The sequence below is a fragment of the Catellatospora coxensis genome, from assembly GCF_016862635.1.
Classification (GTDB): domain Bacteria; phylum Actinomycetota; class Actinomycetes; order Mycobacteriales; family Micromonosporaceae; genus Catellatospora; species Catellatospora coxensis.
Genome location: NZ_BONI01000064.1, coordinates 20972 through 46037, shown reverse-complemented (window position 1 = coordinate 46037; position 25066 = coordinate 20972). Strand labels below are relative to the sequence as shown.

General features: G+C 71.4%; 22 protein-coding genes and 1 pseudogene. 10 read left to right on the top strand and 13 right to left on the bottom strand.

Annotated features, from left to right (window positions below; translation table 11 throughout):
* The first annotated feature begins 6 nt into the window (after positions 1–6).
* Positions 7–1308 (top strand): cytochrome P450, encoded by a 1302-nt coding sequence (locus Cco03nite_RS30485; protein ID WP_203696353.1) that lies wholly within the window; start codon positions 7–9, stop codon positions 1306–1308.
* 62 nt (positions 1309–1370) lie between these two features.
* On the opposite strand, the gene Cco03nite_RS30480 is transcribed toward Cco03nite_RS30485, so the two are convergent.
* On the bottom strand, positions 1371–2996 hold the full coding sequence (locus Cco03nite_RS30480) for a pectate lyase family protein (RefSeq protein ID WP_239167788.1): 1626 nt from the start codon (positions 2994–2996) through the stop codon (positions 1371–1373).
* 144 nt (positions 2997–3140) lie between these two features.
* A complete protein-coding gene (locus tag Cco03nite_RS30475) occupies positions 3141–3842 on the bottom strand; it encodes a hypothetical protein (protein WP_203696346.1) in 702 nt (233 codons plus the stop codon).
* Between the two features lie 317 nt (positions 3843–4159).
* On the opposite strand from Cco03nite_RS30475, the gene Cco03nite_RS30470 reads away from it, so the two are divergent.
* On the top strand, positions 4160–4705 hold the full coding sequence (locus tag Cco03nite_RS30470) for a hypothetical protein (RefSeq protein ID WP_203696344.1): 546 nt from the start codon (positions 4160–4162) through the stop codon (positions 4703–4705).
* Positions 4706–4962: 257 nt separating this feature from the next.
* Here the strand turns inward: Cco03nite_RS30470 and Cco03nite_RS30465 are convergent, their stop codons facing one another.
* The gene (locus Cco03nite_RS30465; RefSeq protein ID WP_203696342.1) at positions 4963–7923 is read right to left on the bottom strand and encodes an AfsR/SARP family transcriptional regulator; all 2961 of its coding nucleotides are present in this window, start codon (positions 7921–7923) and stop codon (positions 4963–4965) included.
* Between the two features lie 233 nt (positions 7924–8156).
* On the opposite strand from Cco03nite_RS30465, the gene Cco03nite_RS30460 reads away from it, so the two are divergent.
* Entirely contained in the window at positions 8157–8702 is a 546-nt protein-coding gene (locus tag Cco03nite_RS30460) for a TlpA family protein disulfide reductase (RefSeq protein WP_203696340.1), read from the top strand.
* A complete protein-coding gene (locus Cco03nite_RS30455) occupies positions 8699–10558 on the top strand; it encodes an ABC transporter ATP-binding protein (RefSeq protein WP_203696338.1) in 1860 nt (619 codons plus the stop codon). Before Cco03nite_RS30460 ends, Cco03nite_RS30455 begins: the two co-directional genes overlap by 4 nt.
* On the opposite strand, the gene Cco03nite_RS30450 is transcribed toward Cco03nite_RS30455, so the two are convergent.
* Positions 10555–13356, bottom strand: coding sequence for an AfsR/SARP family transcriptional regulator (locus Cco03nite_RS30450; RefSeq protein WP_203696336.1), 2802 nt, complete (start codon positions 13354–13356; stop codon positions 10555–10557). The genes Cco03nite_RS30455 and Cco03nite_RS30450 overlap by 4 nt on opposite strands.
* A gap of 33 nt (positions 13357–13389) precedes the next feature.
* The gene (locus Cco03nite_RS30445; protein ID WP_203696334.1) at positions 13390–13911 is read right to left on the bottom strand and encodes a S26 family signal peptidase; all 522 of its coding nucleotides are present in this window, start codon (positions 13909–13911) and stop codon (positions 13390–13392) included.
* 117 nt (positions 13912–14028) lie between these two features.
* Here Cco03nite_RS30445 and Cco03nite_RS30440 point away from each other — a divergent pair, with 117 nt between their 5' ends.
* Entirely contained in the window at positions 14029–14241 is a 213-nt protein-coding gene (locus tag Cco03nite_RS30440; protein WP_166379032.1) for a hypothetical protein, read from the top strand.
* 227 nt (positions 14242–14468) lie between these two features.
* Here the strand turns inward: Cco03nite_RS30440 and Cco03nite_RS30435 are convergent, their stop codons facing one another.
* Positions 14469–15065, bottom strand: coding sequence for a MauE/DoxX family redox-associated membrane protein (locus tag Cco03nite_RS30435; protein WP_203696332.1), 597 nt, complete (start codon positions 15063–15065; stop codon positions 14469–14471).
* Between the two features lie 311 nt (positions 15066–15376).
* Here Cco03nite_RS30435 and Cco03nite_RS42965 point away from each other — a divergent pair.
* Positions 15377–15493 (top strand): annotated as a pseudogene (locus Cco03nite_RS42965) (MmyB family transcriptional regulator); the annotation flags it as partial.
* Between the two features lie 92 nt (positions 15494–15585).
* On the opposite strand, the gene Cco03nite_RS30425 reads toward Cco03nite_RS42965, so the two are convergent.
* From Cco03nite_RS30425 to Cco03nite_RS30405, 5 genes are all read right to left on the bottom strand, one after another.
* The gene (locus Cco03nite_RS30425) at positions 15586–15924 is read right to left on the bottom strand and encodes a hypothetical protein (protein WP_203696331.1); all 339 of its coding nucleotides are present in this window, start codon (positions 15922–15924) and stop codon (positions 15586–15588) included.
* Between the two features lie 106 nt (positions 15925–16030).
* The gene (locus tag Cco03nite_RS30420; protein ID WP_239167787.1) at positions 16031–16492 is read right to left on the bottom strand and encodes a substrate-binding domain-containing protein; all 462 of its coding nucleotides are present in this window, start codon (positions 16490–16492) and stop codon (positions 16031–16033) included.
* A 36-nt stretch (positions 16493–16528) separates the two neighbouring features.
* Entirely contained in the window at positions 16529–17128 is a 600-nt protein-coding gene (locus Cco03nite_RS30415; protein ID WP_203696329.1) for a TetR/AcrR family transcriptional regulator, read from the bottom strand.
* A 15-nt stretch (positions 17129–17143) separates the two neighbouring features.
* The gene (locus tag Cco03nite_RS30410) at positions 17144–17875 is read right to left on the bottom strand and encodes an ABC transporter ATP-binding protein (protein ID WP_203696327.1); all 732 of its coding nucleotides are present in this window, start codon (positions 17873–17875) and stop codon (positions 17144–17146) included.
* The gene (locus Cco03nite_RS30405; protein WP_239167786.1) at positions 17872–18996 is read right to left on the bottom strand and encodes an ABC transporter permease; all 1125 of its coding nucleotides are present in this window, start codon (positions 18994–18996) and stop codon (positions 17872–17874) included. The genes Cco03nite_RS30410 and Cco03nite_RS30405 overlap by 4 nt, the downstream gene beginning before the upstream one ends.
* Before the next feature lie 327 nt (positions 18997–19323).
* Here Cco03nite_RS30405 and Cco03nite_RS30400 point away from each other — a divergent pair, with 327 nt between their 5' ends.
* The 4 genes from Cco03nite_RS30400 (at position 19324) to Cco03nite_RS30385 (ending at position 22423) form a co-directional block, all read left to right on the top strand.
* Positions 19324–19593, top strand: coding sequence for a metal-sensitive transcriptional regulator (locus tag Cco03nite_RS30400; protein WP_203696325.1), 270 nt, complete (start codon positions 19324–19326; stop codon positions 19591–19593).
* Between the two features lie 125 nt (positions 19594–19718).
* Positions 19719–21047 carry an MBL fold metallo-hydrolase gene (locus tag Cco03nite_RS30395; protein WP_203696323.1) on the top strand — a complete coding sequence of 443 codons (1329 nt, stop codon included), beginning with the start codon at positions 19719–19721 and terminating at the stop codon, positions 21045–21047.
* 30 nt (positions 21048–21077) lie between these two features.
* Positions 21078–21662: a rhodanese-like domain-containing protein gene (locus Cco03nite_RS30390; protein ID WP_203696321.1), complete on the top strand. Its 585-nt coding sequence runs from the start codon at positions 21078–21080 to the stop codon at positions 21660–21662.
* Positions 21659–22423, top strand: coding sequence for a sulfite exporter TauE/SafE family protein (locus Cco03nite_RS30385; RefSeq protein ID WP_203696319.1), 765 nt, complete (start codon positions 21659–21661; stop codon positions 22421–22423). The genes Cco03nite_RS30390 and Cco03nite_RS30385 overlap by 4 nt, the downstream gene beginning before the upstream one ends.
* Before the next feature lie 584 nt (positions 22424–23007).
* On the opposite strand, the gene Cco03nite_RS30380 is transcribed toward Cco03nite_RS30385, so the two are convergent.
* Positions 23008–23946 (bottom strand): universal stress protein, encoded by a 939-nt coding sequence (locus tag Cco03nite_RS30380; protein ID WP_203696317.1) that lies wholly within the window; start codon positions 23944–23946, stop codon positions 23008–23010.
* 13 nt (positions 23947–23959) lie between these two features.
* Positions 23960–24940: an Acg family FMN-binding oxidoreductase gene (locus tag Cco03nite_RS30375; protein WP_239167785.1), complete on the bottom strand. Its 981-nt coding sequence runs from the start codon at positions 24938–24940 to the stop codon at positions 23960–23962.
* Positions 24941–25066 lie beyond the last annotated feature (126 nt).

Genomic DNA, 25066 nt, shown 5'->3' with positions numbered 1-25066 from the left:
ACCCCGATGGCAGAGGCCGAGCAGCGCAACCGGCCACCGGGGCCGCGCGGGCACTGGCTGATGGGAAACACGCCCGCCTACGACGACGACCGCATCGGCTTCCTGCGCCGCACCCACGGCGAGTACGGCGACGTGTTCGCCTTCGACGAGCGCACGGTCTTCGTCACCGATCCCGGCACGGCCCACGACGTGCTCGCCCGCACCAACACCGACTTCCTGACCGAACTCGCGCCGTTCGACGCCCGGCCCGACCTGGGTGACGCCGCCGCCGAGGCCGGAGCCTGGATGTCCGCGCGCCGTACGGTGTGGCCGGGGCTGAACCACACCGCCGCCGCTGCCGCCGACGCCCGCACCGTCGAGCTCCTCGACGAACTCGCCCGGCCCGCCACCGCAGCCGAGGTCGACGTCCTCCCGCTGGCCCGCGCATTCACCGCGTACGCCGTCGCCGAATACTGCTTCGGCCGCGACGCGGCGGGACTGCCGGAGCTGCTCGCCGACAACCTCGACATCACCGAGCCGTTCACCGCGTCGTCGTACCAGTTCCCGGCCTGGCTGCCGCTGCCCCGGCACCGCCGCTTCTTCCGGGTGCACCGGCACACCGTGCGCACGCTGACCGGCCTGGTCCGGCGGCGGCGCGCCGACATCCGGCCGGCGACGCCGCGCGACCTGCTGGACTTCATGCTCGACGCCGACCCGGCGATGCCCGACGGCACGGTGATGGCCACGCTGCGCGGCATCCTCATGGGCGGGCACGGCATCCCCGCGGCCGCGATCGTGTCCATCGTGCGCGAGCTGGCGCTGCGGCCCGAACTGGTCGCCGACCTGCGCGCCGAGGCGGGCGACGCGCTGCCCGCGGCCCGGCTGCCGCTGGCCGAGGCGGTGGTCAAGGAGGTGCTGCGGCTGTATCCGCCGGTGTGGCTGATGACCCGCACCGCGCGCACTCCCACGACACTCGCCGACTGGCCGCTGAACCCCGGCGACGAGGTGCTGCTGAACCCGTACCTGATCCACCGCGATCCGCGCTGGTGGGAGCGCCCGGACGAGTTCGACCCCGGCCGGTGGCTGACCGGGCGGCCCGCGCCCCGGATGGCCTACCTGCCGTTCGGCGCCGGGCCCCGGGTCTGCGTCGGCTCGGCCCTGGCGATGCGCCAGCTCACCCTGACCACCTCGCGACTGGCCCAGGCGTACACCGTCGAGTCGCCGAACGCCGCCTCGGCGGCTCCCCGGTTCCACGGCCGGCTCGCCCCGGCGGGCCTGCGCGCCCGGCTCGCCCCGACCGGCCGCTGCCCCGTCACCGGAGCGCACTGAGCCCAAGCGAAGGAAGGGCACCTTCTACAACGCATAGCGTTGTGAAGGTGCCCTTCCTTTCATCAGAGCTTGCCTGCGCCTGCGCCGGCGGTCACGGAAGACTTGACCGTGGTGGAGCTCTGGGCGGTGTAGCCGTAGGGCACGGCGGCGACGGAGCCGTTGGTCTCGCACGGACCGGACGCGGTGAGCAGGTTGTCACGGGCCACCAGGCGGCCCGGGTCGGAGTCGGCGTAGCCGCTGGCCGACCAGCACGCCTGCACCACGTTCTCGAACACGTTGCCCTCGACGAGCACCCCGGCGTTCATGGTCGAGGCGATGCCGTACGACGACGAGTTGTTGTCGATGTTGGAGTAGTAGTTGTTGTAGACGTGGACCGTCTCGCCGAAGCGCACCCGCGGGTTGCGTTCGAAGGTCCGGTCGAACCAGTTGTGGTGGTACGTGATCCGCAGGTGGCCGACGTCCTCACCGGAGTTGCCGTCAGAGTGCCCGACCAGCGAGTTCTTCCAGTGGTTGCGCAGGATGTTCCACGACACCGTGATGTAGTCGCCGGCGTGCGTGATGTCGACCATCCCGTCGTAGAAGTCGACGTCGCTCTCGATGGTGCTGGACATGGTGTTGTGGTCGATCCAGATGTGGGTGGCGTTCTCGATCTGGATCGCGTCGCCGCCGGGCACCCCGCGGATGTTCAGGTTCTGGATGATCACGTTGGCCGGGTGCATGTCCTCGATGTTGAGGGTGGTCCCCGAGATCCCGGAGTTCGCGCCGACACCCTGGATGGTCTTGTTCGCGGTGACCTCGATGGTGCCCGATCCGCTGAGCATGCCGTTGACCAGGATCGTCCGGGTGCCCGCGGCCTGGGCCTGGGTCCGCAGGTCGGCCCAGGTGCTCACGGTGACGGTGGCCCCGCCCGCGCCGCCGGTGGTGCCGCCGGCCTGCGTGGCCCAGCCGACGATCCCGCCCGGGGGCGGCGGTGGGCTGGTGCTCGGCGACGGCGGCGCGGAGGGTGAGGCGGGCGGTGACGCCGGTGGCGAAGCGGGCGTGGTCGGCGGCGTCGACGGGCTCGGGCCGGCCGCGTCGGTCGCCAGCACGTCGTCGAACGAGCCCGCGGTGTAGTTGGCGAGCAGACCGGCACGGCCGGTCGCGTACGAACCGTCCGAGACCGACACCACCTGGCTGCCGTTGACCGAGCCGACCAGCGAGCTGCCGGTCGCGCTCAGCGACAGGGTGTACCAGGTGCCGGCCGCCGCGGAGAACGGCGCGGTGGCCAGCGTGGTGGTGCTGCCCTTGCGGATCTGGACGGCGGTGGGGGTGAGCACGAGGGCGTAGAAGTTCGACGTGCTCTGTACGCGCGCGGCGACGCCGATGCCCCGCGAGGCCGAGCTGCTGAACGTGTTGGCGCGGACCTTGGCCGACACCGTGGCGGTGGACCACGACGTCGAGCCGGACAGGGCCTTGGCGCTCGCGCCGGTGCTCGACTGGGAGTAGGCGCCGGCCGACACCGACCAGCTGCCGCCCGAGGTGCTCCAGCCGGTGGCGTTGCCATCGTTGAAGTCGTCGGCGAGCAGCGTGGCCGCGTTGGCCGCCGCGCCGATGGTCAGGACCAGCGCCGTGACGGTGACGCTGACGGCGGCGGCCAGGGCGCTGCGGGTGCGCCTGCTCCGCCGGAGGGGGACGTGCGCTTCCTGCACTGTGGACCTCCCTGTGTTGGAATGCGCTTTCCGTCAACACAGGAAGATGTATATATAGCAGTCAATGGCCTTGATTTGCAGCTTTGTTGCATTGAATAAGGCAAAACGCCCATGGCCGACTGTCGGCCGGCCCCCATTGGACAGCTATTGTGAACTTTGCGGCGCGGGTGGTTTTCCCTCCGTTCGCAGGATGGGGACGATTCTATGGCAAGCGCTTTCCGGTAGCCACCAGCCGCGTGCCGCCGCTGAGGTGGCCTGCATGCCGTTCGGGACCGGGCGCGCGGCAGCCAGCGCGGCGGCCTGGTAAGCCAGCAGCGGAAGGGCGGCGACGACCTCCACCTGCCACTTCTCCTGCAGTCCGGTCCACAGCCGGGAGGTCACGGCCGAGAATGTCTTGAGCTCGTCCGCGTCCTCGGCCACCCGCAGCACGTACACCCACGTCGCTCCGTCCGGCGCTCCGTCAAGGGGCTCGCGCCAGGCGCGATACAGGCCCAGAGCGCGGTGGCGTTCGGTTTCGGCGGATAGCAGCACGTCCGCCCGGGCCGGGTCGGGTCCGCGCGCCGGGCCGGTCGCGGTGAACCGGTACGGCAGCGGCGGCTCGGCCACGACACCCACTTCGCGCAGATCCGGACTGTCCGGGTCGCCGAGAAAGGAGCGGATCAGGTCCCGCTCCCGGCTGGTGACGCCGACGTTCTCGTACGCAAGATTGAGCAGCAGCGTGTCGTCGGCCAGCGCCCACTCGCCCGCGGCGTATTGATCGCGGACGGCGCCAAGGGCGTCGTCGGACAGCCTGCCGGCGAGCCGCGCGCACACCTCGGTGGCCGCCGCGTAGCTCTTGCCATCCATGGCCATCTCTCTTCCTGCGTTTGCCGAGCATGGTGGCGGTGACGCTCCCGAGCGTGGTGAACCGCTCCGAGATCCGGGCTCATGCCGCTGTGGGCGACAGGTTGCCACACCCGGCGGGCGGACCGCATCCGACTCCGCCGCCTGAAGCCACCGAGCCCCGGCGACCTGATCACCATGCATCAGGCCGCGTCTCGTGATCCTTCCTGTCGCGACATGGGTGGCCGGTCCCGTGCCTCGAGCTGCTCGGGCGCCACCATGTGCACTGCCGACTGCGATTCAGGTCGACAGAGACCTGACGGGGCTGGTTCGCTTGCCGGGTGGATGAGGTCGCGTTCTTTACCCACCCCAACCGCGCGCGTCGTCCGGGTGCCTCCCGACGGCGCTGGGGTATCCGAGTCAACGGCGACGACCTGCGGCTGCTCGCGGCAGAGGCGACTCGCGATCTTTGGCTGGCAGAGCTGTCCAGCGAGGACCACCCCGAACTGAGGTGGCGGTTCGTGCTCGATCAGCACTGCGATCTGTGGGCGTCCGAGCTGGCTACGCCGTCGCGGTTGCTGTTCGGCGAGCCGGACGACGACCATCGCCGCTCGCAGGGCCTGTGGGATGGCCGGGTGCCCCTGTTGGGCTGCGCCTCGTGCGGGGACTGGGAGTGCTGGCCGCTGCTGGCCATGATCCGGGTCGACGAGGACACTGTCGTCTGGTCGGCATTCGTCCAGCCTCACCGCAAGCAGTGGGGTGAACTGCCGATCGGACCGTACACCTTCGATCGCGCCGCATACGAGGCGACGCTGGCCGAGCCCGAGGCGCTGGACGCCGACCCGGGCTGGGCCTGGTCGCTCACCGGCGATGATCCGCAGACGTGAACCTCGGGTGAGATCGCGTGGACCGTCGCCCTACTCAGGCAGCGGAAGGCACGGGTCACGGTGCCGGTCGATCCGGCGATCAGAATTCTCATACCCAGCACGCTAGAGGACGATTAGGACCAGTTCGTTCCTAATCCCGCGACTCTTTTCCCACCCCTGACCGGGTCGGGAGATTGGCGTTCGTGCCTGCTCCTGACCACGCCGCCGGAATGACCGGCGAGGAGAGTGCGGCGCGATCGTGGGCGCAGGTCCATCCGCTACCGGTCAACCGCGAGCAGCGCCGTCTGGTCGGCCTCGGTCTCGTTGCCCAGCTGCCGGAAGAGCAGCACGGCGGCGCGGGCACTGGACCGTGCCTGCTCGGCGTCGCCGACCAGACGATGAGCCTCCGCGAGGACGGCGAGGGCCTTGGCCTCGGCGTAGGTGTTCTGCGCCGCGCGGTAGAGCTGTGCCGATGTGCCGAGGCGGTCCAGTGCCGCGGCCGCGTCGCCGTCGGCGAGATCGAGCCGGCCGAGCGCGTTGAGCGCCAGCGCCTGCCCGAACACGGACCGGCTCGCTCTGCTCAGCTCCAGCCCGCGTTCGAGGACCGGCCGCGCCCGCGGGTGCCCGCTGCCGACATAGAGCGCGCCGAGGTGCCCGTGCAGGAAGGCCAGCTGCACCGGATCCCCGGACTCCTCGGCGATGGCAATCGCCGCCACCAGCGCCTGCTCGGCCTGGTCGGGCTCGTCCTGGTCGCGCCGGATGATGCCGATCAGGCCCAGCGCGACGCTCTGATCCCGGGAGCTGCCCAGGTCCCGGGCGATGGTCAGGGCCCGGGTGGCGTAGGTGAGCGCCTCGTCGTTGCGCCCCTCCTGCCGGCGCACGATGCCGAGTAGCTGCCAGACGTGCAGCTCGCCGAGGTGATAGTCCGCTGAGCGGCAAGCCTGGAGGCTCTCCTCCAGCCGCGCGACCGCCTCGGCGTGGTCGCCGCGCATCCGATGCACCGTCGCGCACAGGTAGAGCGCGTCGGCTTCGCCCTGAGTGTGGCGTACCTGTTGGAACAGACGCAGTGCGGCGGCGGCGAGCTCGAGCTTGCGCCCGATGTCGGAGCCGGGTTTGGAACTGTAGAGGTCCGCGAGGTCGCGCAGCATGACCGCCTCGCCGAGCTGGTCACCGGCGGTACGGCAGGCGGCGAGTGCGGTCTCGTGGGCTTGCTGGCCGTAGTCGAACAGGTCACGCAGCTCGTAGAAGCTGTGTGTCGCCGCGGCGAGTCCCCACGACAGGTCGGCCCGGCCGAGTCTGGCCGCCTGCGCCACCGCCGCGGCGATGGCCGCGCGTTCCGCCTCGAACCACGCCGCTGGGGAGCCGGCGGCGGCTTCGACCCCGTCGCCGCGGGCAGTGATCGGGCGGGGCGGCCGGATGTCGGCCAGGGTCGCGGCCGCCAGCGCAGCACTGGCGGTCTGGGCCAGTGTCAGCCAGCTGTCCAGCGCACGCTCGATCACCGCGAGCTGTGCTGCCGGTGGCTCCTGCCGGGCCGGCTCTCGCGCGAAGATCCGGACCAGGCAGTGGAGTCCGTAGCGCAGCTGGCCGGCATGGTCGACGCGGACCTCGTCCAGCAGGCGCCGGTCGACCAGGGCGCGCAGCACCTGGCGGTTCTCAGCCGTCGTGAGATCGGCGGCCGCGGCCACCGCCCAGGCCGGGAAGTCGGCGGCGTCGAGCAGGGCCAGCCGGCACAGCGTCCGTTGCTCCACGGCGGACAGGCCCTGGTATCCGGCGGCGATGGTGGTGCGCACGTCGAGGTCGCCGATGCTGAGCTCGTCGAGCCTGCTTCGCTCGTCCATGAGCTGCTGGACGAGCCACGACATCGACGTCCCGGGCGACGCCGAGACGCGGGCGGCGGCGATGCGCACGGCGAGCGGAAGGTGGCCGCACAATGCGGTCAGCGCGCTGGCGGCGGCCGGTTCGGCGTTGACTCGTTCGGCGCCGGCTATCTGCTCCAGCAGGCTCAGTGCGCAGGCCGGGTTGAAGACTTCCAGGTCGACGAAGTGGCTGACATCCAGTGCGGAGAGCCGTCGGCGGCTCACCACGACGGCGGCGCTGGGGCCGGCGCCGGGCAGCAGCGGCCGGACCTGCTGCTCGCCGGCGGCGTTGTCCAGCAGCATCAGCAGCCTGCTCCCGGCCAGCCGGCTACGCAGCAGGGCCGAGCGTTCGTCCGTGGTCTCCGGCATCTCCGATCCCTGGACGCCCAGCGCCCGCAGGAAGCGTCCGAGCACCTCGCCCGGTGCGGTCGGCTCCGTGCTGTCGCCGTGCAGGTCGGCGTAGAGCTGGCCGTCCGGGTAGGTGTCGCGCAGCAGGTGGGCGAGGCGCGTGGTGAGCGTGGTCTTGCCCACTCCGGCCCGGCCGGAGATCGCGACCAGGTGCATCGCGGTGCCCGGTTCCTGGTCGAGAACCTTCAGGCAGCAGGTGAGCTCCGCGTCCCGCCCGGTGAAGTCGCCGATGGAGGCCGGCGCCTGCCACGGCGCGTCGCGGGTCGCACCGGGCTGCTTTCGGCCGGCGGCCGACTGGGCCGACACCGGGTCCGAGACGGGCGGATCGTCGGCGCCGTTCTCGGCGAGGATGTCGCGATGGGCCTGCCGCAGGTGCGGTCCCGGTTCGATGCCGAACTCCTCGGCCAGCCTGCGCCGTGCATCCACGTAGGAGTTGAGTGCCTCCGCCCGCCGCCCCTGGGCGTTGAGCGCCCGCATCCACAGGGCGGTGATCCGCTCCCGTGCGGGATGCTCCTGCATGAGCTGGCGCAGCGGGCCGAGGAGCTCCTCCGCCCGCCCGGCGAGCAGGTCCGTCTCCATCCGGGCTTCCAGCGCGGCGAGGTGCAGCTCGTGCAGGCGGGACGCGTAGGCCGCGATGAGCGGCGAGGTGGCCACCGCGGTGAAGGCCGGGCCGCGCCACAGGGTCAGGGCCGCACCGAGGAGGCGGGCCGCCCGGTCGACGTCACCGGCTCGCAGCGCCCCCTGGCCGTCCACGGCGAGCTGCTCGAACCGGTGCGCGTCCACGGACTCACGGCCCGTCTGGAGGCGGTAGGCGTTGGCCTCGGCGGTGAGGACCGCCGTGCCGTCGGGGCCGATGGCTCGCCGCAGCGACAGGACATAGCCGCGCAGCAGCGACCGCGCCGAGGCCGGCGGAGTGCCGCACCAGAGCTCGTCGATGAGGCGGCCGACCGGGACCGGCTCGCCGGCATGGATCATGAGGATGGCGAGCAGTGTTCGCGCCTTGCCCCCGGCGACCGTTCGCCACTCGTGCGCGCAGCGGATATCCAGTGAGCCGAGACACCGAAACCGCAGGGACAACCTTGCACCAACCCTCGATTGATCAACCAACCTGAATCCTACCGGGGCGGAGCGGCCAATGTGGACTGAACATCGTCACACCTGGATCAGATTTGTATGTCGCTTGTATCCGTGCTGGCTAGCCTGCGCGGATGGCATACCTATGGATCGCTCTCGCCGTCGTCACCACCATCTGCCTGCTCAATCTGCTCCTGGCCTTCGGCATGATCCGCCGCCTGCGCGAGCACACCGCGCTGCTGTCCAAGATGCCGACCGGCCCCACGGCCACGGACCTGATCCTCCCGGCGGGCGCGCAGATCGGCTCCTTCTCAGCCGTGACCATCGCCGGCGAGGCGGTCTCCACCGCCTCGTTCGCCGACGGGACACTCGTCGGCTTCTTCTCGCCCGGCTGCGCGCCCTGCCGCGAGCGCCTGCCCGAGTTCGTCGCCTACGCCGCCGAGCTCGGTGGCCGGGACCGGGTCTTCGCCGTCGTCGTCGCCGATGTGGCCGCCGAGGCGACCGCGACCGTGGAGCAGCTGTCCGACGTGGCACGGGTGGTGCTGGAGAAGGACGAAGGGCCGGTCGCGGCCGCCTTCGGCGTGAAGGGCTTCCCCGCGGTCGGCCTCGTCTCCGCCGACGGGACGATGGTGGCGAGCGGCTCCATGCTGTCCGGGCTGCCCCGGCCCGCCGCAGTATGACGACCGAGTTCACCGCGGCCGCCCCGCCCAGCCGCCGGGAGCTGCTGCGCGCGGGCAGGCTCGCGGCCGTCATCGCCCGCCGAGGGGCCGCCGCCACCACCGCCTCGTACGCCGTCTGCACCCTCGCCGGGGCGGCGGTGCCGGTGGCCGCCGCCTGGCTCACCAAGACGCTGCTCGACCTGATCACCACCGGCGGGGCGCCGGCCGAGGTCACGGCGGTCGCCTGCGGTCTCGCGGTCGCGGGCCTCGCCACCGCGGCGTTTCCCCAGCTGACCCAGTACCTGCGGACGCAGCTCGACCAGCGCGTCGCCCTGTTGGCGCAGGATGAGCTCTACCGCGCGGTGGACCGCTTCAGCGGGCTGGCCTACTTCGAGAACCCCGCCTTCCTGGACCGGCTCCGGCTCGCGCAGCAGGGCGCCGCCGCACCGGGTCAGGTGGTCGACGGCTCCCTCGGCGTGACCCGGGGTGTGCTGACACTGCTCGGCTTCCTCGGCTCGCTCGCCGTGATCAGCCCCGTCATGACGCTGGCGGTCCTCGCGACGGCGGTGCCGACACTCCTACTGGAGCTGCAGCTCTCCCGGCGGCGGGCGGCGATGATCTGGGACCTGGGCCCGACCGAGCGGCGCGAGTTCTTCTACCGCAACCTCCTCGGCAGCGTCGACGCCGCCAAGGAGATCCGGTTGTTCGGCACCGGCGGCTTCCTGCGCGGGCGGATGCTGGCCGAACTGCGGGAGGTGTTCGGGGCCAAGCGCCGGATGGACCGCCGCGAGCTGATCACCCAGGGCGGGCTCGCCGCGCTGAGCGCGATCGTCGCCGGAGCGGGCCTGGTCTGGGCCGCTCGGCAGGCGCAGGCAGGGGCGCTCACGGTCGGCGACGTCGCCATGTTCCTCGTCGTCGTGCCGGGCGTCCTGGGCGCGATGCAGCAGCTGATCGTGTCGGTGGCCCACACGCACCAGCAGCTCACCGTCTTCCACCACTACGCGATGGTCGTCGACGCCGCGCCGGACCTGCCGCTGAGCACCGACCCCCGCGCACTTCCCGCGCTGCGGCGCGGCATCGAGCTGCGCGACGTGTGGTTCCGCTACAGCGACGAGCACCCGTGGGTGCTGCGCGGGGTGAACCTGATCATTCCGCACGGCACGACGGTCGGGCTCGTCGGCCTCAACGGCGCAGGCAAGAGCACCCTGGTGAAGCTGGTCTGCCGGTTCTACGACCCCGACCGCGGCACCATCACATGGGACGGCGTGGACCTGCGCGACGTGGAGATCACGGAGTTGCGCGCGCGCATCGGCGCCGTGTTCCAGGACTACATGAGCTATGACCTCACCGCCGCCGACAACATCGGGCTCGGCGACGTCGCGAGCATCGACGACCGGCCGGTGCTCGTCGCCGCGGCGCAGCGGGCGGGCGTTCACGCCGCGGTCGAGGCGCTGCCCCGAGGGTACGACACGATGCTGAGCCGGATGTTCTTCGGCGAGTCCGACCAGGGCGATCCCGAGACCGGCGTCCGCTTCTCCGGCGGGCAGTGGCAACGGCTGGCGCTGGCCCGCGCGTTCCTGCGGGACAAGCGGGACCTGATGATCCTCGACGAGCCGAGCGCGGGCCTCGACGCCCAGGCCGAGTTCGAGGTGCACCAGCGGCTGCGGGAGCACCGGGCGGACCGGACGAGCCTGCTCATCTCCCACCGGCTCGGCTCGCTGCGCGACGCCGACAGCATCGTCGTGCTCGCCGACGGGGTCGTCGCCGAGCAGGGGGACCACGTGACGCTGATGGCCGCCGACGGCGCCTACGCGCAACTGTTCCAGTTGCAGGCCACCGGCTACCAGCTGTCGGAGCCGGCGGGCCGCGGCGATTAGAACAGGAACTCGGCCGCCACGCGGTGCTTCAGGTCGCCCTCGTCGCCCCCGCTGAGCTGCTCCAGCAGCATGGCGGCGAAACGTTCGCGGTTCCCGTCCCCGTACGACCGCGACAGGTCCCAGGCCGACCGCAGATCGGCCGCCATCTCGCTGCTCTGCCCCAGCCGCTGGTGCGCCGCGGCGCGCCACATCAGCGCCTGCCAGCTGTGGCGGTGTGCCGCGGTGGCCCGGCACCGGGCGAGCGCATCGGTCAGCCTGCCCACGGCGCGCTGATCGCTGCCGCGCAGGCAGTCGGTGATGCCCATCGCGGCCAGGGTGATCGCCTCGCCGGTGAGGTCCCGCTCGGCCCGGCGGACAGCCAGCGCCTGCTCGAACGAGGTCTCCGCCTCGGCGTAACGACCCAGGCGGCACAGGACCTCCCCGGCCTCGTGCAGCGCGTGGCTCGCCGCCGGCCGCAGGCCGTGCCGGTCGTAGAGCGCCGCGCCGTCCTGGAGCCGGGTCAGTCCCGTCCCGAGGTCACCCGAGCGGATCAGCGTCTGACCCAGCGCCGTCAGGCAGTCGGCGACGCCGGTCTCGTCGCCGAAGCGGCGCCGCAGATCGCCCGCCCGCTCCAGATAGGCGATGGCCTGGCCGAACATGCCGCGGGCCCGGCAGACGGCGGCGAGGCAGACCATCGCCTCCGCCTCGGCATGCCAGGCGGCATCACGCACGGCGACGGCCCGCGACAGCCGGGCCAGCTCGTCCAGGTCGTCCCAGCTGTCGTCGGCCGCGAGATACTGGTGCAGGCAGGAGAGCAAGAGCGGCACGAAGCGGGCGACGGCGGCGGGCTCGTCGGCCACCTGGCGCGCCAGCGTCAGCAGGTTGGCCCGCTCCTGATCCAGCCACGCCGTCGCCGCTTGCGCGTCGGCGAACTCCAGCCGTGGGACGGTCTCGAAGAACCCGTCGTCGCGGGCTGGCCGGAACGCCGGGTGTACCAGTTCCCAGGCCCGGCGTGCCGTGCAGAGATAGAAGCACAGCAGGCGGTGCAGCGCCTCGGGACGGCCCGCGACGGCGAGGTCGCGGGCGAACAGCCGGACCAGATCGCCGATCCGGAACCGGCCGGGCGTGATCTGCTCGACCAGGCGCTGCTCGATCAGCTGGTCGAAGGCCGGCGCCGCCTGCGCGGACGACAGGTCACCCAGGGCGGCGACCGCGGTGAGCGTGAACTCGTTGATGCGGACCAGGCCGAGCAGCCCGAGCAGGGTCGCGGCGTCGCCGCCGACCGCACGGAAGCTCAGCTCGATACTGGAGCGGACGGCCAGATCGCCCAAGGCGAGCATATCGAGCCGGCTCCGCTCGTCGGAGAGTTGCCGGACCAGCTCGCCGATGCTCCACAGCGGCCGGGCGGCGAGACGGGCGCCGGCGATGCGCAGGGCGAGCGGCGACCGGTCGCAGAGCACCGTCAGGCGCGCGGTCTCCGCCGGCTCGGCCGCGATGCGCTCGGGTCCGCACACCGCCGCCAGCAACTGCGCCGCGGCCTGCTCGGTGAGGCGGTTCACCTCGATGTGTACGGCGCGGTCGATCGTCGCGAGCATCCGCCGGCTGGTGATCATGACTACCGTGCCGCCCCCGCCGACCAGCAGCGGGCGGACCTGCTCCGCGCTGGTCGCGTTGTCCAGCAGCACGAGCATCTGGCGCTCCACCACGAATGACCGGTAGCGAGCCGACGCCTCCGCCTCACTCTGCGGCATCTGATCGGCCGGTACACCGAGCGTCCGGATGACCCGTCGCAGCACGTCCACGGCCGCCTGGGGCTGCGTGCCGGATCCGCCCAGGTCCACATAGATCTGACCGTCGGGAAACGACGGTGCCATCTCGTGGGCGACATGGACTGCGAGAGCCGACTTGCCGACGCCGCCGTCGCCGTAGAAGGCGATGGCCGACACGTCCGCCAGCGCGCCTGTCGCCATCGCGACCTCTCGGTCCCGCCCCACGAGGCGCGCCACGTCCGAGGGGAGCTCGCGCGGGCGGATCTCCGTCCGGTCGGCGGCCCTCGACTCCGGCAGGAGCGTCGGGTCGCGGCTGAGCACAGCCTGGTAGAGGGCGGACAGCTCCGAACCGGGGTCGACGCCGAGATCGCGCACGAGCGCGGAGCGGGCCTGCCCGTAGGCGTCCAGGGCACCCGCGATGTCGCCAGCACGGTAGAGGGAGACGATGAGCTGCTGCCAGAGCTGCTCCCGGAGCGGGTGCTCGTAAGTGAGCTGCCGCAGTTCCGGGATGAGCTGCGCGTTCTCGCCAAGCTGCTGCCGGGCCGCGACCAACTCCTCGATGACGGTGAGCCGCTGCTGGTCCAGCCCGGCAAGGCGCGTCGCGAGCAGGCCGGACCGGCAGGTGTCCACGCCCGCCGCGCCCCGCCATGGCGCCAGCGCCTCCCGGAAGGCGCTGACCGCCTGCCGCAGTTCACCACGACTCATCGCGGCCCGCCCGGCCGCCGCGCGCTGGGTGAAGACAGCGAGGTCGAGCTCATCGTCGGCCGCCGTCAGCAGATAGCCGGGCGGGCGGCCGGCGAGCCGGCTGTCACCGTTGCCGTCGGTCAGCGTCAGGCGCAGCTGCGAGGCGTAGGTGCGGATGTTCGCGACGGCCGAGGTGGGCGGATCGCGTTCCCACAGGGTCGCGACGAGGCGGTCCACGGACACGACTCGGTTGGCGTCGAGCAGCAGCGAGGCGAGCAGCATCCGCTGTTTGACCGAGCCCGCGGCGACGGCGGCCCCGTCCCGCCTGAGTTCCAACGGGCCGAGCAGGCGGAACTCCCAACCCATTCACGCCTCCCGATCACGTTGCCAAGGTCGATACTAGGCACGCGGTGGCACGACCGGTTCGAGCCGCTTGACCACCAGGCCCCACAGCTGCTCGTCGGTGAAGTAACCGCAGGTCCGGGAGTCGAAGCTGAGCTCGGCGTTGTCGCCGACCGCGACGAACCGGCCGGGGGGCACCGCCTGGTCGGCGGTGTGGCGCAGCGCCTCCACCGTCTCCCGCGGCACCTCGTCGCCCGGGACGGCGACCACCCGCTTGATCAGCCAGTCGCCGGTCGCGCCGGCCCAGGCGTCATCGGCGACGACGGCGGACTTCGCCACGCCCGGCACGGTCCAGGTGGCGCTGTCCGCCGGCGACGGGCGCGCCACCATGACCACGTCACCGTTGCGTACGCCGTCAAGGCCAGTGCGGCGGACGAGCACGCGGTCGCCCGGGTGCAGCGCCGGCGTCATGCTCTGGCCGTGGACCCTCACCACGGTCAGCCGCCCGCGCATCCGCCGGATCACCAGCACGACGCAGACGGTGACGATCAGCAATCCCGCACCGGCGATGGTCCACATCGGCCCAGCATGCCGCCGCGACCTACAAAACAGATACATTCCTCGATGCGTAGCACGATCGGACGGTTCATGTACGCCGCGGCGTTAGCGTCAGCCACCCGAACGGAAGGAGCTTCAATGATCAAGCTGATCGAGCGTATCAGCGACCGCATGACCGCCTTCGTCGTGCCGAAGGCCGACGCGGCAGCGGCGTGCCCGCCGTGCTACGTGACCGGCTGCTACTGCAGCGGGACACGGACGCAGGGTTACCGCTACTGCTACGCCTACGACGGGTACAACTGCTACAAGGTCTACAACGGCTGCGCCAGCAACTACTACAACTGCAACTAGCCGGGGTACGGCGTGGTGGCGGCGTGTACTCCGCCCCACCACGCTGCCGGAGGCACGGCTCACGGCTTTCGCGGCGAGGGGGCGGCCGGCCATGTGTGCTGGTGTGCCGGCCGTCGGGGTTCGACTTCGCAAGGGCCGCACAGGAGCTCAACGGCCAGGTCAGCCCGACTCTCCGGGATAAGGTCAACGAGTCCGTCCACCGCAAGATCGGCACCCGGTATCGGGATTCAGATCTCTTCCGAAGTGCGCCGTTGCCCGACAGCGGCAGGCATGCTCGCCCGTGCGGCCGGGGTGGCCGTGGGCGCGAAGAGTCCGACCAGGTCATCAAACATGATCATGAGAGCCGCGAAGACCCCCGCGGCCAGCACGGTGGTCGCCGTACCGGCGGGATGCAGCCCGGTGATGATGTTCGCGGCCCCCACCGGCCCGGCCAGGACAGCCCCGGTGACCGCCAGCGCGGCAAGAACACCGCTGCGCAGAGCGTGCATCCGAGCCAATGGCTTTGTCGACGAGCCGAAGCAGCGACAGGACGTGCGCACACCCCGTCGCACCGCCAGCACGATGGCGCCGCTGAAGGCGAGCAGGAGCACGGCGGCAACGGTCAGTCCCGCCGTCGGCGCCGAGAACAACAGCGGCACGATCACCACTTCAGCGACGACCACGATCAGTGCGACATGAGCCGCCGGCGGCCAGGCTCGTGGCAGCAGCTCGCGCGTCGAGGCGACGAAGGCCGCGTACGAGGCCCGACTGCGAAGCTTGCTGATCGCGGAGACCGCGAACACCACACCGAGACACACGACGCATCCGAGCAGGACGTATCGCACCGTCATACCTCCCAGCCGTGGCAGGAACCGAGCCGTTCGGGTGGCGCCAGATCGGGCCGTGCCGGCCTGAGGCCAGCCGATTGACTGATCGGCAGCCTTGAAAGCAGCTGCCGCAGGCCCACGCTCACAGACGACGTTGATGCAGCCGCGCTGACAAAAGCTTCCAGCGAGTGACGCTACACCGGAAGCATTGCCTGTGGGTAGGCGGCGACACCTCCATGTACGACACCGCCATTGACCATGTGCGATCTGCGAGCTGTCCGGCCGAACTCGACGACCACCACGTACCGTTGCTGATTCCATAGTCGGACATCAGCGATCCTGACCCCACCCATCCCCGCGCCACCGTGATCATCGGCGAGCTGAGCATCCGCAGCGCAGAGTTCCGGCGGCTGTGGGCCCGGCACGACGTACGCGAGTCGGTCAGCGGCACCAAGTGGTCGCGGACAGTCCCACACGTTCTCCAGGACGCCCGGCGGGCGGGCGGTGTCGTCGTCGCCGGGGGCGCTGCGCGAGGCAGTCATCGCCCTGCCGGACCGTCCGGCACGCCCTGCACGTCGGGCCAGGCGTCGATCTTCGGGCTGGTGAGCGGTCGACCGAGGTCGGCGGTATCGAGCGAGGCGACGGACGCGCCGAAAGGCTGCGGCCCCGATGGGAATGCCGGCAGGTAGGCCGATACCGCCTCCATCGCCTTGGCCTGGTCCTTGGCCTTTTCGCGCGCCGCGTCGTCGCAGGCGGTCAACCAGATGGTGTAGCCCGCGAGCTGCCATCGCGTGTTGTGCGAGATCTTTCCGACAAGTTCCATCGAACGTCCCGCGTACCGGCGGGTGAGGTTGCTGATCTTCTCCTCGATGCCCATGACGGCCTCCCGAAAGCTGGCTGGCGGACCGCGGTTGCGTCGGCCACGGATTCATCGTGTCCGCAGGCTCGCGACAGCGCTCGCCCGTTCTGGATTTTGCGTCGTTTCACGCATCGTTTGTCGCCAGGGGTCGTGAGGGCCGCCGGTGGGCGCTGCCCGGCGGTTCAGACGGAGTGCCGCCAGACGACCGGGGAGTCAGCATGACGCTACGCGGCAGGTCATGCTCGCCGAGGAGCCGGCAGTGGACGAGTTCGGCCGCGTCGCGGCCGAACTCGCGCGCCGGCTGGTGCACGGTGGACAGCGGAGGCTGGGTGCGGGTCGCCCAGGAGCTGTCGTCGCAGCCGGCGACGCCGACGTCTGTGTGCGATCTGCTGTCCGCGTCGATGTGATGATCGGCGGACTCCCGTTGCCCGCTGGCTGCGGGACGCAGGGTGATTGCTCCTCCCCGGCACTGCCCACCGCCGATCGCCGACGACAGCGGGTCGACCGCTGACGCGAGGCGAGATGTCAGGAGATCGCGCTGGCCATATGGCCACCACGATCGGTCCCAGCAGCGGCGGTACGACATGAGCGCCGACGGGGCGCTGGGCGGAGGCGGCCAGGGCTACTTTTCGAACCGGGGCATGCCGGAAGCGCGCAGGTACGGCTCGAGCATCTGTTTGACGAGGTCTCGAACGTCGTCCGACGGCACCCCGTTTTCGATCATCTGGGATCCTGCCCGCACCACTGCCTGGATCAGCTCGGCCATGTGCTGTGGCTGCGTTGCTCCTGATCGGGTGAGCGCCTCGACGAGCGGTACGCGCAGCTGCTCGTGCAGTACCTTGCTGGATTCGGCCAGCGCTGCGCCTGGTGCGGCCATGGCCAGGCCGCGCATGACGGCGTGTTCGCCTTGGGCGACCAGTTCCAAGTTGGCGTCGGCGTACGCCAGGACCTGCTCGGCTGCGGCCGTCGCACTGTTCATGCGCTGGGCGACGAAGCCCGACCAGCGGGGGAACATGTCGGCGATGACGGCTTCGAGCAGGTCTTCGCGTGATCTGAAGTATTGGTAGACGCTGGATCGCGCCAGGCCTGCCCGCTGCGCGACAGCGGACAGGCTCGGCGATTCGGGTTCTCCGGAGGCGAGGATGTCGCGGGCGGCGTCGAGCAGAGCGCGGCGCTGCAGCGAGCGGTGCTCGGCGACCGTGGCCGCCTGAATCTTCGGCACGCGCCCTCCCTGCGGTCATTTCTTGCTCAGTGCACCGTCCATCATCTCGTAGACGGAGTCGCAGTACTGCAGGACCTCGGTGTCGTGGGTGACCATCACCGTGGCGACTGCGTGCTGGCGGGTCTCCCGGGCGAGCATCTGCACGATGTCGCGGCTGCGCGCCTGGTCGAGCGCCGCGGTGGGCTCGTCGACCAGCAGCAGTCGCGGCCCGGTGACCAGCGCGCGGGCTATGCCGACTCGCTGGCGTTCGCCACCGGAGAGCTGGTGGGGCCGCCGGTCGGCTTTGCCGGCCATGCCGACCTCGGTCAGCAGGTCCATCGGGTCGCGCCCGACCGCGCCTGGTGACGCGAATCGGGTCGGCAGGCGCAGCTGGTCGATGGCGGTCAGCGCGGGCAGCAGGTTGCCGGACTGGAAGACGAAGCCCACCAGGTCGCGCCGCAGCGCGGTGCGGGCGCGGCGGGAAGCTGCCGTCATCGGCCGTCCGGCGATGGTCACCGTCCCCGAGTCCGGCGCGGCCAGCCCGCCGGCCACCGCCAGCAGACTGGACTTGCCGGATCCGGAGGGGCCGACGATGGCCGCGAATTCGCCCGCGGCCACGGTCAGGTGGACGCTGTCAAGGGCGCGTACGGTGTCCTCGCCGTCGCCGAGCAGCATGGTCACGTCCCGCATGATCAGGCCGTCCTGGTGCGCGGGGCCAGGAGTGTCGGGGCGGGAGGCTTGCCGGGTGGTCTCGGTGTGGGTGTTCATCGGTTTCCTCCCAGTGCGGTCGCGGGGTCGACCGCGGCGATGCGGGCGATGGCCACTGCGGCTCCGGTGAGGCCCAGGCCTACCAGTAGCGCGGCGGCGACCGTGACGGCCTGAACGTCCAGTGCGAACGGGACTCCTTCACCGACGAGGGAGCCGAGCCCGATTCCGGCGCCGATGCCGACGGTGGCCGCAGCCAGTAGCAGCACCATTGCCTGCGCCAGCCCGTCGCGTAGCAGGTAGCCGATGGGCGCGCCGAGGGCGCGCAGCACGGCGAGTTCGTGTTTGCGCTGGATGGTCCAGACGGTGAAGAACGCTCCTGCGACGAGTGCGCAGATGAGGTAGAGGAAGAACTGGATGAGGGTGAGCGTCGACGTTTCGGCGGTGTAGCCGGGTGAGGCGCCGTACGACTCGGACAGGGTCATGCTTTCGGTGCCCGCGGCGGCGTCGCCCGCGGCGAGGTCGACGCCGGTGCCCCGGACCGCGACCGCGGTGATCTCCTGGCGGGCCCGGTCGGGGACGGGCTCGCCGGGCCCTGCTCCTGCATGGATCGCCTGCCATGCGGCCAGTGGCAGGTACGCGACGTCGACGTGGCCGAAGGTGTGCTGTTCGGCCAGTACGCCGACGACGGTAAGTCGGGTGCCGAGCCGGTCCACGGTCACGGTGTCACCGAGCCGCAGGCCGGCGTCGGCGGCGGTGCGGCTGACCACGATGCCGTCGGCGGTGCCCAGCGGGGATCCGGTGGCGGCCTTCGGCGCGAGGAAGGAGCCGGGCTCGACCCCGAACAGCGCGAGGTCGATTTCGACACCGGAGCTGCTGCGGGCGTTGATGAGGGCGCTGCCGAAGGGGGCGGCCTGGGTGACACCGGGCTGCCGGGACCAGCTTTCCACCGTGTCGAGGCTGATGACGCTGCGGGTGAATGCGGCGTCGCGCGCGACGCCGTGGCTGAAGGCGAGCGAAGTGACCGGCAGTTCTTGCAGCCCGGACACGCCGTCGCGGACCAGGCCGTGGGACAGGCCGGAGAGCAGAACCATGAGCACGGCGATGAGGGTGATGACGGCGCCCATCAGCGTGAAGCGGGCACGGGCGAAGCGGAGCTCGCGGACGGCTAGGAACACAGGCACCGTCCAGCACACTTTACTGACATCATGTCGGCATCTTACCGACACGATGTCGGCAACTTAACCGGCGGGCGGCCTCAACGCCCTCAGGCCCCCGCCCGCCGCAGGTGACCCCCGCCGCCGCCGATTCAGCCACGGTGCTTGAGGCAGCACGCCGCGGAGACTTCGAGACCGCCCAGCACGTCACCGGAGCCGGAGCGCGGAGCGGCGGGATCGGCTGCATCGTGGGCGGCCTCCTGGCCGCCATCGCATAGCCCGCCGTAGCTGCAGGCCCGTCGCCGGTCCGCAGAAGAGTTGGCGGCGTCATACCCCTGGGGGTATGTTCGGGTGATGCGGTTGAACGAAGCACTCGCGGGCGACGCCCTGAACCGACTCAAGCGTGCCCAGGGCCAGTTGGCCAGCGTGATCTCGATGATCGAGGAGGGTGAGGAGTGCGAGAAGGTGCTCACCCAGCTCGCCGCGGTGTCGAAGGCACTGGACCGGGCGGGGTTCAAGCTGGTCGCCTCCGGCCTGCGGCACTGCCAGCGTGCCCGCGAGCGCGGCGAGCAGCCGCCGATGAACGAGGACGAGCTGGAGAAGCTGTTCCTGGCTCTGGCCTGATCCACTAGCCGACACCGGGCTCGGTGTCGGCTTCTTTCGGCTCGATAGATACCCCCGGGGGTATTCAAGGTAACGGAAATCTGCTGGTTACATACCCCCTGGGGTATCTAATCGAAGGAGGAGCAATGGAGATCATCTCGTTCCGGACGCCCGGACTGGGCGACCAGACCTACCTACTCACGCACGAGGGCCGGGGCGTCCTCGTGGACCCGCAGCGCGACATCGACCGATTCCTGGCCACGGCCGCCGAACGCGACGTGCAGCTGCGGTTCGTGCTGGAGACCCACCTGCACAACGACTACGTCTCCGGCGGCGAGCAGGCCGCCCTGCGCACCGGTGCCGAGCTGGTACTGCCCGCAGCCGCAGCGGCCGCCTATCCGCATACCCCCGCCTTCCACCTGGAGGACATCAAGGGCGGGCGGGGCCTGAACCTGCGCCCGATCCACACCCCCGGCCACACCCCGGAGCACACCAGCTACCTCGTGCTCATCGACGGAGAGCCGGTGGCCGTGTTCTCCGGCGGCAGCCTGCTCGTGGCCTCCGCCGGACGCCCCGACCTGCTCGGCGCACCGCGCGCCCACACGCTCGCGAAGTTGCAGTACGGCTCGCTGCACCGCCTGGCAGGCCTGCCCCGCGACGTCCAACTGCTGCCGACCCACGGTGAGGGCTCGTTCTGCACCTCCTCGGGCGCGGGCCGGTACACCTCCACCATCGGCGCGGAGGTCGACACCAACCCGCTGCTCGCGGTCGGCGACGCCGAGGACTTCGCCCGGCGGCTGATGGCCGCGCCGATGCCGATCCCGGCCTTCTACCAGCACATGGGACCGGCGAACACGCTCGGCGTGCCGCCCATGCCTGCGATGACCGTCGCGGAGCTGGCCCTGGACGACGTGCCCGCCGGCGCGCATGTGGTCGACATCCGGCCGCGCGCTGCCCTCGCGGCGGGGCACCTGGCGGGCGCGATCGGCATCGAGCTGGGCATCGACTTCGGCTCCTGGGCCGGATGGCTGCTGCCCTACCAGGAACCCATCGTGCTGGCGGCACAGCGCGGTCAGGACGTGACCGAGGCGGTCACCCAGCTGGCGCAGATCGGCATCGACACCGTCCGCGGAGTCGTCTACGAGCTCGGCGGCGCCGCATCGGCGAACTTCGAGCTGCTCGACCTTCCGGCGTTCACCGACCGGGTGAGGGCCGACAGAGCGCAGGTGCTCGACGTCCGCATGCCCAGCGAGCAGGCCGCCGTGTCCCTCGACGGCACGGTGCGGCGGTTCCTGCCCGACCTCGTCACCGAAGGCATCCCCGCCGAACTGGACCGCGGCCGCCCGGTGCTGGTCGCCTGCGGCTCCGGCCGCCGCGCCGCCATCGCCGCGACCCTGCTGCTGCGCGAGGGCTACCAACCCGTCGCACTCACCGGCGCGGGCGTGCCCGACGTCGTCGCCACGCTGGCCGCCTGACCAACCCGTCAACCGCAGAAGGAGCCATCCATGACCCCGACCGCCACCACCATCGATGTCGTATCGACCAGGGCGCTGCTCTCCGCCAACCCCGACGCGCTGCTCGTCGACGTGCGCACGCCCGGCGAGTACGAGACCGCGCACATCGCCGGGTCCATCAACCTGCCCCTCGACCAGGTCGACGCCCACCTGCAGCACATCGTCTCCGCCGCCGGCGGCACCATGGTCATCGTCTGCCAGTCCGGCAACCGCGCCGGGCAATGCCAGAGCAGGCTCGCCGCGGCAGGCGCCACCGGCGCCACCGTGATGACCGGCGGCATGAACGCGTGGATCGCCGCAGGCGCGCCCGTGGTCCGCGGCCGCGAGCGCTGGTCGCTCGAGCGGCAGGTGCGCCTGGCCGCCGGAGGCATCGTCCTCGCGTCGATCATCGTCGGCATCTGGCTGCCCGCGGCACGTTACCTGGCCGCGTTCATCGGCGCCGGACTCACGTTCGCCGCTCTCACCGACACCTGCGCCATGGGAATGATGCTGTCCAAGCTGCCCTACAACCGGCCGGCGAGCCGCACCGACGTGCGACAGGCACTCGCCGGACTGGGTGACAGGACCGGCCGATGAGCGCCGGGCTCGCCCTCACTCTGGCCGCGTCGGTCGCGATCGGCCTGACGTTAGGCCTGCTCGGCGGTGGCGGCTCCATCCTCACCGTTCCCGTGCTGGTCTACCTCGCCGGAGTCGAACCCAAGTCCGCGATCGCCATGTCGCTGGTCGTGGTGGGTGTGACCAGCGCGGTCGCGCTGATCACCCACGCCCGGGCAGGCCGGGTGCAGTGGCGCACCGGAGCACTGTTCGGCGCCGCCGGGATGGTGGGCGCCTACGCGGGCGGCCGGGTCGCCCAGTACATCCCCGGCACCGTACTGCTGATCGCCTTCGCGCTGATGATGCTGATCACCGCCATAGCGATGCTGCGCTCCCGGCGCGGCACGACCGCGCCCGCCCCGCACCAGAAAGCGCGGTCGCCAGTGGTGAAGATCCTGGCCGAGGGCGTTGTCGTCGGCCTGGTCACCGGCCTGGTCGGCGCGGGCGGCGGATTCCTGGTGGTGCCGGCACTGGTGCTGCTCGGCGGGCTGCCGATGCCCGTCGCCGTGGGCACCTCTCTGCTCGTCATCGCCATGAAGTCGTTCGCCGGTGTGGGCGGATACCTGCACAGCGTCACCATCGACTGGCGGCTGACCGCCGCCGTCACCGCCGTCGCCGTCCTGGGCAGCCTCGCCGGGGGCCGCCTGGCCGGGCGGATCGACCCCGGCCTGCTGCGCCGAGGGTTCGGCTGGTTCGTCGTCGTCATGGGCGTCGGAGTCCTCGCCGGCCAGCTCGCCGGATAGCCGACGGCGACAGCCGACTCCGGATCGCCTGTGCGTCGAAGCACGGTTCGAAGGCCTGCCACACCGTCTCCCGTGGCGGCAAACCGCCCACACAATACCCCCCAGGGTATTGGGTCCCAGCGAGAAGAAGGCGAAAGGAACACAGCATGTGCCGGCGAGCCGTAATCAGCGGCTGCCAATCGGCTTCGTAGTCGTGCCACCCGCCGATTCTGATCTGGCCGTGCTGCCGGACGATCGCCGCCTGACGCAGCGGTGTGCCGGGAGCGATGGCCTGGTTGAGCCAGCAGCGGGTCGCGCAGGCAGGTCGGCGGCCATGTCGGAGGTGAACTCCACGGCAGGTTCGGTGGGCGCGGTGAGTGCGCTCCATTGGGCCCGCAGGTGCAGGTCGATACCGGCGGGCTGGGCTGACGGGTGGTGTTGGGGCCGTGCTGCGATGTTCATGACGCTGCCTCCGGGTGCGAACGGATGTGTCCAGGCCGGTACCCGAGACGGCGGGTGGCCGGAGCGTCTTACCTGCCACCCGCCGGCCTGCGGGGTCGGGGCGCCCTGCGCAGGCGGGCCGAGGATCGGCCCGCCTGCGCAGGTCAGTGTTCGGTGGGGTGGATGACCGCGACGGGGCTGTGGGCGTGGTGGACCAGGGCTCCGCTGACGGACCCGAGCAGCAGTCCGGCGAAGCCGCCCCGGCCGCGGCAGCCGACGACGGTGAGCGTGGCGCCGCGGGAGGCTTCGACGAGGCTGTATTCGCTGTTGAGGCTGCGGATGGCGCGGGTTTCGAGTTTCAGTTGCGGGTGGGTGGTGATCAGTGCGGAAGTCGCGTCGGCGAGCAGCCGCTGCGCCCGGTCTTCGGCGGCGCGTTCGGCTTCGGCCTGCGCCGCGGTCTCGTCCGCGACGAGTTGCAGCCAGGGTTGGGGCCAGTACACGTGCGCGACAACCAGCGGAACGTCACGGCTGATGGCTTCTTCGGCGGCGAAGGTCAGGGCTGCTTGCGCGGCGGGCGATCCGTCGACGCCGACGACGACCGGCCCGTGGGCGGCGAGAGGCTCGGGCTGTTCCGGGCCCGGCTCGATCGGGGTGTCGGGCACCGGCGGGCGCACGACGATGACGGGGCAGTGGGCGTGGGCGGCCACCTGCGCCGACACGGAGCCGAGGAGCAGTTCGGCGAACCCGCCGACGCCGCGGCAGCCGACCACGGTCACGGCGGCGGTGCGGGACTGCTCGATCAGGACCGGGGCGGGACCGCCGGTGATCTGCCGAGCGTGGATCTCGCCTATCTCGGGGTGCTGCTTGCGCAGGGTGTCGACGGCGTCGGCAAGGCTGCGGTCGATCGCGTCACGGGTGTCGGCTTCGTCGTAGTACGGCTCGGCCAGTCCTGCGGTGCCGTAGCCGAACAGGGGGCTGAGGTAGCCGTACACCAGGTGCAGGGGTGCCTGGCGGCGCACGGCGAGGTCGGCTGCGTAGGAAGCGGCGGCGAGGCTGGACGGCGAGCCGTCGACGCCGACGAGGATCGGCCGGTGGGCGGTCATGTCGGTCTCCTGTTCAGGGTGCGAGGTTGATGGACTCTTCGTAGGGCCGCCTCGTGGTCGGCGGTGGCATGCGGGGTTGCGCGTAGCCGACGCGTACGCAGACCTGCGGCTCACCGAGTCCGGGCAGCAGGCGGCGCAGTTCGTCGCGGGTGTTGGGGACTTCGGTGACGTCGCTGATCGGGGCACTGCCCAGACCGTGGACGGTCGCGGTGAGCAGCACCGCCGACAGCGCCTGTCCGGCGTGCAGCCAGGCGGCAGGGGTGTCCTCGTCGGTGAACAGCATCAGGTAGCGGGCCCCGGCGTCGGTGTCGCGGCCGGGGTGCATGGTCTGCCCGCCGAATGGCGCGTAGTCGCGGATCGGAACCCGCCGCGGGACTGCGTGCACGGTCGATTCGGTGGACACGCCTTCGCCGCTCCACGGTGGCCGGTGCGTCCAGTCGGCCAGTTCCGCGAGATAGCCGGGGTCGGACAGCTGCAGGGCGCCGGCGCGGACCGCGGCCAGGGCGAGAACCGCGACCTGTTCGAGGCCGACCAGGTGGACGTGGGCGTGCTGTGTTTCTCCGGCGGCGATCAGTGCCCGGCAGGTGGCGTCGGCGACCGGCTGGGTGGTGAACGGCCGCCGGTCGGTGTGCCGGCGGGTGATCGCGGCGAAGGCCTGCAGTTCGGCCAGGGCAGGCTCGTGCGGGCCGGTGATCCGGATCTCGGCGAGCAGGTCCGGGTCTGCGGGTTCGGGCAGTTCGCGCACGCCGGCTTCGTATCCGGCGGCGGCCAGGGCGGTGCGGGCGTGGTGCAGGCCGGCCCCGCAACTCACGGTCAGGAGCCGGCCCTGCGGGTCGGCGGTGGGCAGCTGACGCCGGCGGTCGGCGTACAGGCGCAGCACCTCGGTGTCGGCCTGCCAGCGCCACGGCTGGGTGTTGAAGATGGACGGCGCGGCGAGCGCGGTGCGGGCCGCGTCGTACAGCGCCTGTGCGCGGCTCGTCTCGTCTGCTGCCATGACTTCACTGTCCGCCCGCGGCAGCGGGCGAGGTCAGTGCCGGCGGGCCCGGCGCCGCAGGGGCGGGGGTCCCGTCTGCGGAGGGGTCTTTGGTCCCTTCCCCGCCGAGTCGGGGCAGGTGGACGA